15 protein-coding genes are annotated in these 13,456 nt (G+C 58.8%); 14 read left to right on the forward strand and 1 reads right to left on the reverse strand.

What is annotated here, in order from left to right:
- Positions 1 to 14 precede the first annotated feature (14 nt).
- The 14 genes from GSF01_RS00580 (at position 15) to GSF01_RS00645 (ending at position 12,335) form a co-directional block, all read left to right on the forward strand.
- Positions 15 to 1,139: a CgeB family protein gene (locus GSF01_RS00580; RefSeq protein ID WP_159881070.1), complete on the forward strand. Its 1,125-nt coding sequence runs from the start codon at positions 15 to 17 to the stop codon at positions 1,137 to 1,139.
- An 80-nt stretch (positions 1,140 to 1,219) separates the two neighbouring features.
- Complete coding sequence (locus tag GSF01_RS00585; protein WP_159881071.1) at positions 1,220 to 1,528, forward strand: hypothetical protein; 309 nt, start codon at positions 1,220 to 1,222, stop codon at positions 1,526 to 1,528.
- A 360-nt stretch (positions 1,529 to 1,888) separates the two neighbouring features.
- A complete protein-coding gene (locus tag GSF01_RS00590; RefSeq protein ID WP_159881072.1) occupies positions 1,889 to 3,679 on the forward strand; it encodes a glycosyltransferase family 4 protein in 1,791 nt (596 codons plus the stop codon).
- A 64-nt stretch (positions 3,680 to 3,743) separates the two neighbouring features.
- Complete coding sequence (gene wecB, locus GSF01_RS00595; RefSeq protein WP_159881073.1) at positions 3,744 to 4,835, forward strand: non-hydrolyzing UDP-N-acetylglucosamine 2-epimerase; 1,092 nt, start codon at positions 3,744 to 3,746, stop codon at positions 4,833 to 4,835.
- Positions 4,828 to 5,814 carry a polysaccharide biosynthesis protein gene (locus tag GSF01_RS00600; RefSeq protein WP_159881074.1) on the forward strand — a complete coding sequence of 329 codons (987 nt, stop codon included), beginning with the start codon at positions 4,828 to 4,830 and terminating at the stop codon, positions 5,812 to 5,814. Before wecB ends, GSF01_RS00600 begins: the two co-directional genes overlap by 8 nt.
- Entirely contained in the window at positions 5,811 to 6,680 is an 870-nt protein-coding gene (locus GSF01_RS00605; protein WP_159881075.1) for an SDR family oxidoreductase, read from the forward strand. The genes GSF01_RS00600 and GSF01_RS00605 overlap by 4 nt, the downstream gene beginning before the upstream one ends.
- Positions 6,677 to 7,684, forward strand: a complete 1,008-nt coding sequence (locus GSF01_RS00610) for an NAD-dependent epimerase/dehydratase family protein (protein ID WP_159881076.1) — start codon at positions 6,677 to 6,679, stop codon at positions 7,682 to 7,684. The genes GSF01_RS00605 and GSF01_RS00610 overlap by 4 nt, the downstream gene beginning before the upstream one ends.
- Positions 7,685 to 7,698: 14 nt before the next feature.
- A complete protein-coding gene (locus GSF01_RS00615) occupies positions 7,699 to 8,415 on the forward strand; it encodes a glycosyltransferase (protein ID WP_159881077.1) in 717 nt (238 codons plus the stop codon).
- Between the two features lie 148 nt (positions 8,416 to 8,563).
- Positions 8,564 to 9,370: a glycosyltransferase family 2 protein gene (locus GSF01_RS00620; RefSeq protein WP_159881078.1), complete on the forward strand. Its 807-nt coding sequence runs from the start codon at positions 8,564 to 8,566 to the stop codon at positions 9,368 to 9,370.
- Positions 9,371 to 9,376: 6 nt separating this feature from the next.
- Positions 9,377 to 10,495 (forward strand): glycosyltransferase family 2 protein, encoded by a 1,119-nt coding sequence (locus GSF01_RS00625; protein ID WP_235941194.1) that lies wholly within the window; start codon positions 9,377 to 9,379, stop codon positions 10,493 to 10,495.
- A complete protein-coding gene (locus GSF01_RS00630) occupies positions 10,461 to 11,189 on the forward strand; it encodes a glycosyltransferase family 2 protein (protein ID WP_159881079.1) in 729 nt (242 codons plus the stop codon). The genes GSF01_RS00625 and GSF01_RS00630 overlap by 35 nt, the downstream gene beginning before the upstream one ends.
- Positions 11,190 to 11,277: 88 nt before the next feature.
- On the forward strand, positions 11,278 to 11,568 hold the full coding sequence (locus GSF01_RS00635) for a nucleoside-diphosphate sugar epimerase (RefSeq protein WP_159881080.1): 291 nt from the start codon (positions 11,278 to 11,280) through the stop codon (positions 11,566 to 11,568).
- Positions 11,569 to 11,619: 51 nt separating this feature from the next.
- A complete protein-coding gene (locus GSF01_RS00640) occupies positions 11,620 to 11,967 on the forward strand; it encodes a hypothetical protein (RefSeq protein ID WP_159881081.1) in 348 nt (115 codons plus the stop codon).
- Complete coding sequence (locus GSF01_RS00645) at positions 11,964 to 12,335, forward strand: hypothetical protein (RefSeq protein WP_159881082.1); 372 nt, start codon at positions 11,964 to 11,966, stop codon at positions 12,333 to 12,335. Before GSF01_RS00640 ends, GSF01_RS00645 begins: the two co-directional genes overlap by 4 nt.
- 24 nt (positions 12,336 to 12,359) lie before the next feature.
- Here the strand turns inward: GSF01_RS00645 and GSF01_RS00650 are convergent, their stop codons facing one another.
- Positions 12,360 to 13,400, reverse strand: coding sequence for a ketoacyl-ACP synthase III (locus GSF01_RS00650; protein WP_159881083.1), 1,041 nt, complete (start codon positions 13,398 to 13,400; stop codon positions 12,360 to 12,362).
- Positions 13,401 to 13,456: the final 56 nt, after the last annotated feature.

Consider the following 13,456-nt stretch of genomic DNA (forward strand, 5'->3'; position numbering starts at 1 on the left):
GAGGAGGAAGAGGGATGCCAGTAAAAACGGTGCCAAAACGCATATCAAGCGCCGCTATGGCCCGGACCCAAGGACGGGAGCGAGGCTTGCGGCTGGGCCGCCGCTACGGTTATGACTACGGCCGCTGTGAGGCCGTGATGAGGCAAATGCCGGCCCGTGCGCAAGGATGGTGGGATGTGCGCATCCTGTATGTCAGCTCGGGCAAGGGCTTGCCCTATTCGCCGCTCGATACTTCCGTTATTGAGGCGCTGCGCGAACTGGTAAGAGAGCTTATCGTGCTGACGCCCGCTCAGGACATCGTGGCTACGGCCGATCGGATCAAGCCGGATTACGTCCTCATCTTGGATGGCTTGAATCTGCCCGTCGAACGGATCGACGCGATTCGCTCTCTCGGCATTCGTACCGCGATCTGGCTGACGGACGATCCATACTATACCGACATTACGCTGCCGCTTGTCATGCACTACGATACGGTGTTCACGCTTGAGCTGGAATGCGTGACCCTATACCGTCAGCATGGTCATGCGCAGGCTCATTATCTGCCCTTAGGGGCTAATCCGAATGTGTTCCGCCCTAAGCCGGTTCCGCTCCAATATCGTTACGATATCGGTTTTATCGGCTCCGCTTTTTGGAACCGCGCCCGCTTCTTCGATCAGGTCGCTCCGTTTCTTGCGAAACGCCATACGTATATTTCGGGGATATGGTGGGATCGGCTCAAGCATTATGGACTGCTTAGAAAGAAAATTGACCTGAATAAATGGATGGACGCCGGAGAGACGGCGGCTTATTATAACGGGATGAACATCTCGATCAATCTTCACCGCTCCGTCGATGACGAGAGCTTTAACAACAACAGTCGGTTGGTCGGGGCTGTTTCTCCCAATCCGCGTACGTTCGAAATTGCCGGCTGCGGCACCTTGCAGCTGACCGATATCCGCAATGATCTTTACCGATTCTATACGCCGGACCACGAAATCGTCACCTATGCCTCCCCGGAAGAATTGAAAGAAAAGATCGAATTCTACCTGAATCATGAGGAAGAGCGAAGGGCCATCGCCCTCAATGCGCTGCGTCGCACGATGTCCGAGCACACCTACTCGCATCGGCTCGCCCAGATGCTAAAGCTGCTGTTCGGATAAAATGGGCGAATCGACCCGGGCGCCGGGCTTTCTTCCTGCATACGCTGTAGAGATGCGCATGCTTGAAGGAGGTGCCGGGTATGAAAAAGCGTAAAGTACGCAGCGTGCGGGCCAAACGTAACTCCCGTGCCATAGGCAAAGGAAGAAGGCGGAAACCGCATGTGCTGCGAAGGCCTAGAGCAAAGCGGGCGTTACGGAGGCCCGTCAAGCGACGTAAGGGCAGGCGGACCTTGCTCTCCCGCCGCCGCCGTCCCCTTGCTCGTAGGCGGCGCAGCCTTAGAGGACGGACGTATTCGCGGGCCTATAATGAAGCGTTCAACCAGGCTTACAACGAAGGCTTCAGTGCCGGGATGGAGCAGGGATTAAAGGACGGGCAGGCGCAGGGCTAACCGGCTGGCGGCACGATCAGGTGCCGAGGGCAGGTATGCACAGCTCGTGTAAGACAGATGAACAGTTAGCTTTAGTCAGACCGGGCAGATCTAGGCCCGGTCTCTTTGTCATGCCGCGGAGCGGAGCAGACCGTCTGCCGAAGCGGGTGAGAACAGACGGCTTGTCTAGCAAATTGTACGAATGGACGGGGGTTAAATGACGTGCCGTTACAGTTGTCCCGCTAATATATTGTATGGACCTGGGAACTATGAACTGTGTATCGGCGCTATGTTGAATTTCCTGAAGCAAGCTTTGTACTTTATGGCGGAGGTGAACGTCGTGTCGACCGCTTCAGGGCGGGGGGACATCAGGCGGTTCCTATGAAAATCATGCTATTCTCGCATGTTTGCGGAAGTCAGATGATTACAGGCGCTGAGAAATACTTGCTGCTCCTGGCAAGGGAGCTGGGGCGGCATGGCGACTGTACGCTGGTCGTCCCCGAGGCGGGCCTGCTCTCCCGGGAAGCGAATGCGGCCGGTATCCGTACGGTCATTCAAACCGTTCCGCTCATCTGGCAGATGTTTCGTCCCGTCTCGAGCCTGGGACAGGATGTGGAGGCCAGGCTGGAGCGCGGGGAACACGAAGGGATCATTAATCTGCTTCATATGCACCAGCCCGATCTGGTCGTCGTTAATACGTGTCTGAACGCATTGCCGGCCGCTGCGGCCCACGAGCTCGGGCTGCCTGTAGCCTGGTTTATAACAGAGAAAATAACAGAAAACGCCTGGTCCCGGCAAGCTGTCGAGCTGCTGAACCGCTATGCCGATTGGATCATCGGGATATCGGAGACGACGCTTAGGCCGATCCGGGCTCATTCTCCCGCTGCAGGAGCGAAGACCTATTTACTTCCCCCGTCCTGGCTGCTAGAGGAGCTTCGCCAGGACGAATGGCCCCGGTATCGCGAGCTGAGAAGGCTGGAGCTCGGGATTCGCGAGCAGGAGAGGCTGATCGGCTTTATCGCATCCAGCCTGCATGAGGAGAAGGGGCTGGAGCATTTCGTAACAATGGCTCTGCAAGTAGCCATGTGGCGGCCCAAAAGCCGGTTTCTGATCGTCGGCAAAGTGACGGATGAAGCGTATTTTGCCCGCTGTACGGAGATGATCAAGGCGTCCGGTCGAGGGGCAAGATTTCATTGGAGGGGCTTTGAGCCCCGGATCCATACGCTGTACCCCGCTCTGGATATCGTCGTAGTTCCCAGCCTGATCGACGAGGGATTCGGGCTTACCGCCGCCGAGGGCTTGCTATTCGGCGCCAGCGTCGTGGCCTACCGCTCAGGCGGTCTCGAAGAGATTATGACGACAGTCGGCAACGGATCGGGTCTTGTCGATAAGGGCGATGCAGCAGGGCTGGCCGATCGCGTGATCGCCCTGCTCGATACCGGAGCCGCCGGACTGGAGGAATCCGGTGAAGCCAACCGTGCTTCGATCGAAGCCGCTTACGGCATTCAAGCCTATCGGCGACGGCTGCAGCCCCTACTCCACCGCTTTCGTCACCGTATCCGGCAGAGACATGCGGAGCAGCTGTATTCCCCGGGGCCCAGACTCGAACCGGGCAGATTATATAAAGGCAGGAGAAGCACAGCCGTTTTCCTGCTGGAGGCGGGGGGGAAGCGGCTCTTCGCAACGGGAGAAACGATGCGGTTCTACCGGTATACCTGGCGCGAGGTGAAGGTTGTCCCCGATAAGCTGCTATATGCGCTGCCGAACGGACCTGTGATCCGGCATCGCCCGCCGTCGGCGGACAATCGACCGTCCACACTGCTTGCCAAAGGCTCGGGGCCGGGGGTATTTCTGCTCGCTCACGGGCGAAGGCAGTTATTCACCTCCCAGTTGGCTCTTCGCCAAAGGGGATACCGACCGGAGCGCGTCGTCGAGCTGCCGGACGAGGAGCTTGAGCGACTGCCGCTTGGCGAGCCGCTGCAGGCCCTTCCCAATCAGAAGGAGGCCGGCAAGCCTGGCAAGTCGCGGGGCAAACGCCGGGCGAGCACTCGCCGCCCGGCAGGTGGAAAGCATCAGGCGAAGCAGGGACGTCCGGACAAGAGCAAACGCCGGACGGCTGGCTCCGCCGCCCGAGGAAAAACGGGACGTCGGGTAGCGGAGCCGCGTCCATGAACGGTCCAGGGTCGGATGAATGAGTAATGCTCGGCGTTTCACGATGTGAAGAAGGAGGATGGGGATGAGGATCGTTACGATTCTGGGCACGAGGCCCGAGATTATCCGGCTCAGTCTGATCATCCGGAAGCTGGATGATCTGGCCGACCGCCATGTGCTGGTGCATACGGGACAAAACTTTTCGCACCGTCTAAGCGACGTTTTCTTCGAGGAGATGAACCTTCGATTGCCTGATTATGTGCTGAAGCACCGCAGCACCGCTCTCGGCGCGCAGCTGTCATTGATGTTCAGCGAGGTGGCGGACATTCTGGAGCGGGAAAAGCCGGATAAGGTGCTGCTGCTGGGGGATACCAACAGTGCGCTGTGCGCCATTCTGGCGGAAAGGATGGGCATCCCGGTGATGCACATGGAGGCTGGCAACCGCTGCTTCGACCTAAGGGTGCCGGAAGAGAAGAACCGAAAAATCATTGATGCCGTATCCACGATCAATCTGCCCTATACCCCTCAAAGCAAGCAGAATTTGCTGAGGGAGGGCTTTCCCCCCGAACGTATTGTCATGACCGGCAATCCTATTTATGAGGTGCTTCAGGCGTATGCCTCCAGCATCGACTCCAGCCCCGTTCTCGAGAAGCTCCGGCTATCGCCCCAGGATTACTATCTCGCGACAGCGCACCGCGCGGAGAATGTGGACGTCGCCGAGCATCTGCTGCAGATCTTGCTGGCGCTCAATACGATTGCCTCGCGCGATAACCGTCGCGTCATCTGCAGCATCCATCCGCGCACGCGTTCCCGCATCGCAGCTCTTGAGAACTATGAGCCTCATCCGCTGGTCGAATTCCATGAGCCCTTCGGTTTTTTCGATTTTGTCCGCCTGGAACGGGATGCGCTATGCGTCCTGACCGACAGCGGAACGGTCCAGGAGGAGTGCTGCTTACTGCGGGTTCCGGCTGTGACGATGCGTCTTACGACGGAACGGCCGGAGACTGTCGATTGCGGCAGCAACGTAGTTGCCGGTCTTACAGCCGGACAAATCGCCGATGCCGTGCGGCTGATGGGCCGCATGCCGAAGGACTGGAGCTTTCCCGAGGGCTATATGGATCGTGACGTGTCGGCGAAGGTGGTCAAATATGTGTTGGGAGGAAAGCAGCATGTTTAAAGACAGCACGATTTTGGTAACCGGGGGAACCGGGTCCTGGGGACGCGAGCTGGTTTCCCAGCTGATCGTCTATGAGCCGAGGTCGGTGATCGTGTTCTCCAGAAGCGAAACCACTCAGGTGACGATGAAGCGCGAGTTCGATAACCCCCGGCTGCAGTTCTGCATCGGAGACATTCGAGACAAGGAGGCGCTGCTGGCAGCTACCCGGGGTGTAGATTACGTGTTTCACCTGGCCGCCCTGAAGCATGTGCCGGTCTGCGAGGATCAGCCCTACGAGGCGCTCAAGACCAATGTACTGGGCACGCAGAACATTATCGAGGCTTCCATCGAGAACAAGGTGAAGAAGGTCATTAACATTTCGACCGATAAGGCGGCCAATCCGTCCAACTTCTACGGCATGACCAAGGCGATCGGGGAGAAGCTGATTATTTATGCGAATCTGCTGCATTCCGAAACCAAGTTCGTCTGCGTTCGGGGGGGCAACGTACTCGGCACGAACGGAAGCGTCGTTCATTTGTTCATGCAGCAGATTGCCGAGAAGGGCCAGGTAGGGATTACCCATAAAGAAATGACGCGATTTTTCCTTACGGTCGAGGAGGCGGTTTCTTTGCTGCTCAAGGCTACGGCCAAGGGAAAGGGCGGAGAAATTTTCATTATGAAAATGCCCACCTGCAAAATCGTCGACCTGGCCGAGGTGCTGGCCGAGCACATGGGCGTGCCTGACCTCGGGTTTGTAGAGCTTGGCGTCCGGCCGGGCGAAAAGCTGCACGAGATCCTTTATTCCGAATATGAAGCGCAAACGACGGTCGTCTTTGACCAGGATTATGTGGTGGTGCTGCCGCCTCTGGACATTCCGGGACTCAAGCAAGCCTATGAGGGCTGCCGTAAGGTGGGAGGGGATGAATATTCCTCTGCTTTCTCCCTGATGAGCAAAGAGGACATTTATGAAATGCTGAAAAAGGGCGGTTTTCTGCGATGAAACTATTGGTCGTCGGGGGCCATGGCATGGCGGGACACCTGCTTCTCCGTTTTCTGGCGGAGACATCTGACCATGAGCTGTTCTACACGGTGCGCGCCGGTTCCGGCGAAGAAGCAAGGCTGTTGACTCCTCTTCCCGGAGCGCGCCTGTATGTGGAGCTATCCAATTGGGAGCGGGTATCGCATGCGGTCGAGCTGATCAGGCCGGATGTGATCGTCAATTTGGCGGGGATACTGAACGATGCGGCTCGTCAGCAGGAAGTCAAGGCTTATGAGGTGAACGGCCTGCTGCCCCATAAGCTTGCCCGGCTCTCGGAGGGTCTGGGCGCGAGACTCATTCAGTTGAGCACGGATTGTGTGTTTCATGGCGATCGTGGAAGCTATGTGGAGCGCCACGTGCCCAACGGGCAATCCGTGTACGCCCTTACCAAAGCGCTGGGAGAGGTGAAAAGCTCCCCGCACCTGACGATCCGCACCTCGATAGTCGGACCGGAGATTCGTGAATGCGGGATCGGTCTGCTGCACTGGTTTCTTCGGCAAACGGGAGAGGTGAAGGGCTTCGTTCATGTGCGGTGGAACGGGGTAACTACGCTGGAGCTCGCGAAGTTTATCTCGCATGCGCTGGAGCGCGGAAGCAGCTTGAGCGGGGTTGTGCATTTGACGGCCCCCAAGGCCATCAGTAAGCATCAGCTTCTGGAGCTCTTCTTGCGAACCTTCGGGAATCCGGAAGTGACGGGCATTCGTCCAGATGATGCGACCGTCCTAGACCGTACCCTGCTTAGCACGCGTAAGGATCTGGATTACGAGGTGCCGGATTACGAGACGATGCTGAGCGAGTTGTACGAATGGATGCGCATGCACCCATGAGCCGGGGCAAGGTGATCGTGACCGGAGCCTCGGGTTTCACCGGCCTGCACGCCTGCGCTCATCTGGCCGGGATCGGTTATGAGGTGACGGCTGTTCTGCGCAAGCGGGGGGCTACGGCATCCATCGCTGCCGAAGCATCCGCAAGCGGGAGCGGCATGATCCGGGAAAGGGTAGTTGATCTGACCGATCAGGCAGCCGTCCTGAAGCTGCTCGAGCAAGAGCGGCCGGGCAGGCTGCTGCATCTTGCGGGACGGAATGACGTCGGCGGGTCCTGGCAGCAGCCGCTCACGTATGTGCAGCTCAATATGATGTCGACGCTCTATCTGCTGGATGGGCTCCGGCTGCTTGGACTGACAGATTGCCGGGCGCTGATCGTCGGCTCCATGCTGGGCTGCCGCCTTCGCGATGACGAGACACCGTGCCCGCCCCATCCGTATTCGCTCAGCAAAACGCTGCAAACCTTGACGTCCTCGGCGTGGGGAGCTCTGTTCGGCTTGCCCGTCTGTATCGCGCAGCCGTCCAACCTGATCGGCCCCGGCGCCTCGAGCGGTCTGTGCGGCCTAATAGGAGCTCATGTAGCCGAGTGGGAGAGGGCCGGCAAAAGCAACCCCTTTCGCCTGTCTTCGCTCGAGGAGGCCCGGGATTTTGTCGACGTGCGCGATGCGGTGCGCGCTTACGGCCTGATACTGGAGCATGGAGTGCCGGGATGCTCGTATCCGGTCGGCTCGGGCCGGCTCCGAACGCTGGGCGACATTGCCTCGCAGTTCGAGAGGGTGGCGAAGGCCCAGGTTTCGTGGCGAATCGGTTTCTCTGCCGAAGCTGCCGAGTTCCCGCCGGTCCGGCTTACGGAAGCCGGAAGGGGCGATGAAGAGGGAGACATCAGGCCCTCCGCCGTAGATGTCAGGCCGATGCGCGCGCTGGGCTGGGAGCCGGCCATCGCTTTGGAGCAATCCGTTGCGGATATTATGACCTATCACCGGCATCGGACCGGTCGTAATCCATAGAGGGAGTGAGCGCCATGTATCCTAAGGTGTCCATCGTTATTCCATTCTACAACGATCCTTACGTCGGGCAGGCCATCGGCAGCGCGCTTGCTCAAACCTATCCGAATATAGAGGTTATTGTGGTCGATGACGGCTCGACCCTGCATGCCCATGTCATCCAGCCGTTTCAGAAGAGGATCTGCTACCTGGGCAAGGCCAACGGAGGGACGGCATCCGCCCTTAATCACGGGATTCGAATGGCGTCTGGAGAATATATAGCCTGGCTCAGCTCGGATGACCTGTATTATCCGAATAAGCTGATGACACAGATCCCGTTCATGCTTGAGCGGGGGGCGCAGATCAGCTTCTCTTCTTTTGACCTGATCGATGCTTATAACCGGGTGACTCAGCGGCATGTCGTCCCGCATTTCCCGCATTACAGCGCTCTGATCCGTGCCATGATCGATTCCAATCCGATCAACGGCTGTACGGTAGTCGCCCGCAAGGATGTGCTTATCGGCATCGGTTTGTTCGATGAGGGGCTTCCCTATACGCAAGACTACGATATGTGGATCAGGCTGATGCTGAATGATGTTCATTTTCACTATGTTCACAGCCCGCTCATTCAATACCGCATGCATGCGGCGATGGGAACGGTGCGCCATCACGCGGTGATCGAACAGGAAATCGCGATGGTAAGAGGGCGATACCGGCAGCTGCTGAATGCGTATGCGAGCAGGCATGGCGGATAAACCGTCAGTTAGAGCGACGAACGGCAAAGCGGCGTTAACTTTCGCCTGCTTCCGCAGCAGCCCTTGCCACTTGTCCGGACCGGCATACCATAGGTAGTACCGGCCGTTGGAATGAGGAGTGATGTCATACTCAAAAGGGGGTACAAGGATGCGACGATCACGTAAGCAGCCGAAGGGAACAACCGTGCGCCGGTCCAATACCGCACCTTCGCGCGCAGCTCGGATATCGGTCATCATACCCGTCAAGAACGAACGTCGGACTCTCCCCAAGGTTATCCGGGAAGCCCGCAAGCTATCGCCCTCCCGCGTTGAAATTATTGTCGTCGTCAATGGCTCCACGGACGGCTCCAGACGTATCGCCGAAGCGATGGGCGCCAAGGTGTACGCTTACGATGAGGCGCTGGGGCACGATGTGGGGCGGAGCGTGGGGGCTCATCATGCGACGGGGGACATCCTGGTGTTCGTGGACGGAGATACGCCGATTCCCGCCAGAGAGCTCAGGCCGTACATCCGGGCCGTAGGGAGAGGGGTAGATATCGCGTTAAATCGTTACCTGGGTCCTTTGAGAAGGAAGTGGACGCATCCCGTCGTCTTGGCTAAACATGTGATGAATACGGCTATAGGCCGCCCGCAGCTTAAAGGCGCCTCCATGACGACAATCCCCCATGCGATCAGCCGCCGGGCATTGGATATCATCGGAGTGCCGTCGCTCAGTGTTCCTCCGCTTGCTCAGACGATGGCCATCCACCACGGTCTGAATGTACGACCGGTCCATCTGGTCCCCATCGGCCGGATCAATCGCTGGCGGAGGAGACGGATTTCCCGGCAGGGCGTCGATTCGGTCGGCCATCTGATTATCGGCGACCACCTGGAGGCGCTGCATTGGTATCTGGGACAGATGGGGAGCAGGGGGCGGTATGTGGACGCGATGCGGGCACGAGAAACGGTGAGGTGATTCCTTATGAAATTCGCAAACAGAAGCGAACGAACTCGCGGAAGGCCGGGCCCGGGCAAGGAAAGCCCTGGCGGAGCCACCGCACAGAGAAACTCCGTATACTTGCGGGGGACGCGGGCATTCCGGGTTGGATATGCGATGGGAAGGGAGGACGCTCTGACCCGCGTTGAGGAGGAGGCAGGGCGACTGCACGGCGTTCTGAATCGGCGCTGGGCCCATCGGATTCGCTCCTGCCAAGAGATCGGGGCTAGCGGGGCCAAGTATCGCGCGATGAGCGAGGGTTACTTGCACGGCTTCTTCGTAGGCCGCAAGGAGGCTGTCCCCGACTGGGTGCTGATCCCTGTGGAGCAATCGGTCGCCATCGTGATTACCGCGATGAACGAGGAGGGGACCATCGGGAGGACGATCAGGCAGGCCGCGCGTCTCGGCGCGGATGAGCTGGTCGTTGTGGTCAATGGATCTACGGATCGGACCTATGAGCGGGCCAGCAAGTATGCGGAGGCAACGGTGCTTCATTACCCGCAGCCCCTTGGCCACGATGTGGGACGCGCCGTGGGCGCCAAGCACACGAAGGCGGATATTGTACTTTTTCTAGACGGGGATATCCCGATAAGTGCCGAACGGCTTGTTGCTTTCGTATATGCGGTCTCACAGGGAATGGACGTGGCGCTTAACGATATCAGCCCCTATCTCGGCTCCTTCCGCCATCGGGATCAGGTGACGCAAATCAAGCAATTCCTCAACCTGAGCCTCGGCCGTCGCGACCTCAAAGCGAATTCGTTAACGGCCGTTCCTCATGCGCTGTCCCGCTCAGCTATAGATGCGCTCGGGCCCGATCTGCTGATGGTGCCGCCCAAGGCGCAGGCTGCCGCCCTGCTGCAGGGGCTGCGCGTCGGAGCTCCGGCCAGTGTGGATGTGATCCGCCTCAACAGACGCCGCAAGGGCAATCGGGGCCGCCTGAACCGCGTAGCGATGCTGATTATCGGCGATCATCTCGAAGCGCTGAAGCTGGCTTCCGATCAGGCGGGAGCGCGTCTGGGATTCCCCGATATGCAGCGCAAGCGAATCATGGCGGAAGGAGCTGCTGAGCATGCGGCTGCTGAGTATCATCATACCGAACTATAACGGGGCAGAGCTGCTGGACCCCTGTCTGAAGTCCATCCATCAATACGTTTCTACTCCGTATGAGGTCATTGTGGTCGATAACGGCTCCATGGATCAATCGCTGAGCGTAGCCATTCGCCACGACGCGAAGTTGATCGCCTTGCCGGATAACCGCGGATTTCCCGTTGCTTGCAACTTGGGCTTGCGGCTGGCCGCCGGCGATGAGCTGCTGCTGCTCAATAATGACACGCAGCTGACAAAGGGAGCGATGAAAGCTATGCGGCGATGTTTGCACAGCAGTCCGGACATTGGGATCGTCGGTCCGATGTCCAATTTTGCGAGCGGCAAGCAGCAGATAGCGGGGCCCCTCACTACGATTAGAAGGACGGCGGCCCGTATGAATGTGCCGAACCCGGCGAAGTGGAGGGCGACCGAGCGGGTCGTAGGGCTTTGCTTTCTGTTCAAGCGCGAGCTGCTGGAGCGGGTAGGTCTGTTAGACGAGCAGTTCTCGCCAGGGCACTATGAGGACGATGATTACTGCTACCGGGCTCGTCTGGCGGGTTACCGTCTTTTGATTGCCGGGGATGCATTTGTCTATCATCATGGAGGCGCCAGCTTCAAGCAGAGGGACGCAGGGCAGGTGGAGGAGCTGATCCGGGTTAACCGGGAGAAGTTCCGGGCCAAGTGGCAGGTCGATCCGCTAGCATTTATATAGCGGTTACTGGGCATCCGCCCGGTTCCCGGAGTAAGGGACTGCATACATTGCTAAGTAGGGGAAGCTGCTGGGGCAAGGAGGGAACGACATGCATAAACAAATCACGATGATGATGCATCATATGGCGACGTCTCAAGAAGAAATGGTCCGGATCTTGGAAGCAAAGCGCCAGGTTGCCGTTCGAATGGCTCAGCTCGTCCATGACATCCCGCCACAGTATCCCGGCTTCGAGGGCGTGGAGGCGCTAACTGAGAATGCGATGAACGTGACGAAGAATATAGCAGGTTACTTGAGCAGCCTGGCCGATCTGGAGGAGGCGCTTGCCGATAATTTGACTTTCGTGCTGAAGGAGGTTCAGATTCCGCCGGGCGAGGAGTAGGCCGGGGTCTGATGGAACACGGTAAGATTAACGAGGAATGAGGGAAGAGCAGTGAGCAGAGCCGATGCCTATCACCGGATGCTGATGGCCGCAGCGAAATTTCAACATAATATCGCGTTGATTCTGGAGGCGAAGGCCGTGGAGGCGGAGCGTTCCTGCCAGTGGATCTGCGGGCATGTGAGCGGCGAGCACTATGACAATCACGGCGATCAATTGAAGGGAACGATCGATGTTCACGAGCAACTGCTCGAGGTCATCGATGGCATGACCAAGCTGGAGCGAGCGCTGGCCAAAAACATGTCCGTCCTGCTCGGCGAGAAGGAAAGCGAAGGCGGTACGGACGATAGCGGCGGCGATATGGGGGATTTCTTCTCCTTTGGAGGCAGCGATTCCAAATGAGCCGGACAGAAGCAGAGAACAGAGCTAAGCTCCATATGCTGGTCTCTCTGGCGCGAAGTCAGCGGGCGCTTGCCCGGATGCTGGAAAGCATGGCCGAGCTGATGGAAGCCGGCGCAAGACAAGGACGCGACGGCAGCGCCAAGGCTGGCGAACGGATGGAGGGGGGCAGCCGCGAGCGCAGAGATATGGCCGGGCGCGAGTGGCTGGCCCAACTGGAGGCGCTGAGCCGCTATCAGCGGGCGATGGCTGAGCGGCTCGGTCTTCTCCGCCTGCGTAAGATCAGGCGCGGCATTCCCGGCAAGCCTTGGCTCAGCCATCCTATTCGCACTCGCACGTACCAGGGCAAAGAGCGGAGGAATCCGGTCTAACGCGCTGCGCTGGGTAAGGGGCGCTTATTCGCCTGGAGCGGGCAACTCCTTCCAGTTCATGACCAGACCGCCGTGGACGTAACCCCCGCCGAAGCCGAACAGCAGCACGCGGTCGCCGCTGCGGAACAAGCCTTCGCGGACGCCCTGATCGAGGGCAAGCGGGATGGTGGCGGCCGACGTATTGCCCAGCCGCTCGATCGTGTGAAGCGTGCGCTCGAGCGGGATTCCCAGCTTGTCGCAGACCGACTCGATGATCCGCAGATTAGCGCTATGGGGGATGAACCAGTCGATCTCGGCAATGGACATGCCTGCTTGCTTCAGCAGCGCCTGGACGCCGAGCGGGACGGTTTGCACGGCAAAGCGATACACCTCCCGTCCGTTCTGCACCAGCTTGCCGCCAGCCTGAAGCCCAGTGCCGTCCGGGGCGGGAACCGTCAGGGAGCGGTACAGATGCGGTGCGCCAGAACCGTCGCTTCCAGCCGTATAGGCGAGGAAGGCGGGTCCGGCATCCGGCCTATCGTCTCTTTCGAGCAGAACAGCGCCCGCGGCATCGCCGAACAGGATGCAGGTCGTGCGGTCGGTGTAATCGGTAATTTTGGACAAGGTCTCCGCGCCGATGACCAGCGCCTTGCGGCACAAGCCCGAGCCGATCATGCCGTCGGCTACCTGAAGACCGTATACGAAGCCGGCGCAGGCTGCGCTCAGATCGAAAGCCAAGGGAGAAGCAATCCCGAAGTGCTCCTGAACCAGACAAGCTGTAGAAGGAAAGGAAAAGTCAGGGGTGCTTGTGCTGACGATGATCAAGTCCACGTCGGTGAGATCCGCCGCATAGCGTTCCGCAAGATTATGAACGGCTTGTATGGCGAGATGGCTGGTGAATTCCGATTCTGCGGCGATGCGCCGCTCCCGAATTCCGGTTCGTTGAACGATCCATTCATCGCTAGTTTCAACCAGCCTTTCGAGATCGGCGTTAGTCAATACTCGTCCCGGCACATGACTGCCGATGGCGGTCAGCCGGGACGCATAGCGACGGTCAGGCAAGGGGAGAGAGCTTCCGTTGATCATGAACAGCACCTCTTTCGATAAAATATTATCAGATCATGTGACTTAATATTAGTAGT

This window comes from Paenibacillus puerhi, from assembly GCF_009846885.1.
GTDB classification, from domain to species: domain Bacteria; phylum Bacillota; class Bacilli; order Paenibacillales; family NBRC-103111; genus Paenibacillus_G; species Paenibacillus_G puerhi.

What these genes read in the sequence shown, in the direction of transcription:
- GSF01_RS00580 (WP_159881070.1), top strand. Translation starts at nt 15, where the DNA reads ATGCCAGTAAAAACGGTGCCAAAACGCATATCAAGCGCCGCTATGGCC.
- GSF01_RS00585 (WP_159881071.1), top strand. Translation starts at nt 1,220, where the DNA reads ATGAAAAAGCGTAAAGTACGCAGCGTGCGGGCCAAACGTAACTCCCGT.
- GSF01_RS00590 (WP_159881072.1), top strand. Translation starts at nt 1,889, where the DNA reads ATGAAAATCATGCTATTCTCGCATGTTTGCGGAAGTCAGATGATTACA.
- wecB (WP_159881073.1), top strand. Translation starts at nt 3,744, where the DNA reads ATGAGGATCGTTACGATTCTGGGCACGAGGCCCGAGATTATCCGGCTC.
- GSF01_RS00600 (WP_159881074.1), top strand. Translation starts at nt 4,828, where the DNA reads ATGTTTAAAGACAGCACGATTTTGGTAACCGGGGGAACCGGGTCCTGG.
- GSF01_RS00605 (WP_159881075.1), top strand. Translation starts at nt 5,811, where the DNA reads ATGAAACTATTGGTCGTCGGGGGCCATGGCATGGCGGGACACCTGCTT.
- GSF01_RS00610 (WP_159881076.1), top strand. Translation starts at nt 6,677, where the DNA reads ATGAGCCGGGGCAAGGTGATCGTGACCGGAGCCTCGGGTTTCACCGGC.
- GSF01_RS00615 (WP_159881077.1), top strand. Translation starts at nt 7,699, where the DNA reads ATGTATCCTAAGGTGTCCATCGTTATTCCATTCTACAACGATCCTTAC.
- GSF01_RS00620 (WP_159881078.1), top strand. Translation starts at nt 8,564, where the DNA reads ATGCGACGATCACGTAAGCAGCCGAAGGGAACAACCGTGCGCCGGTCC.
- GSF01_RS00625 (WP_235941194.1), top strand. Translation starts at nt 9,377, where the DNA reads ATGAAATTCGCAAACAGAAGCGAACGAACTCGCGGAAGGCCGGGCCCG.
- GSF01_RS00630 (WP_159881079.1), top strand. Translation starts at nt 10,461, where the DNA reads ATGCGGCTGCTGAGTATCATCATACCGAACTATAACGGGGCAGAGCTG.
- GSF01_RS00635 (WP_159881080.1), top strand. Translation starts at nt 11,278, where the DNA reads ATGCATAAACAAATCACGATGATGATGCATCATATGGCGACGTCTCAA.
- GSF01_RS00645 (WP_159881082.1), top strand. Translation starts at nt 11,964, where the DNA reads ATGAGCCGGACAGAAGCAGAGAACAGAGCTAAGCTCCATATGCTGGTC.
- GSF01_RS00650 (WP_159881083.1), bottom strand. Translation starts at nt 13,400, where the DNA reads ATGATCAACGGAAGCTCTCTCCCCTTGCCTGACCGTCGCTATGCGTCC.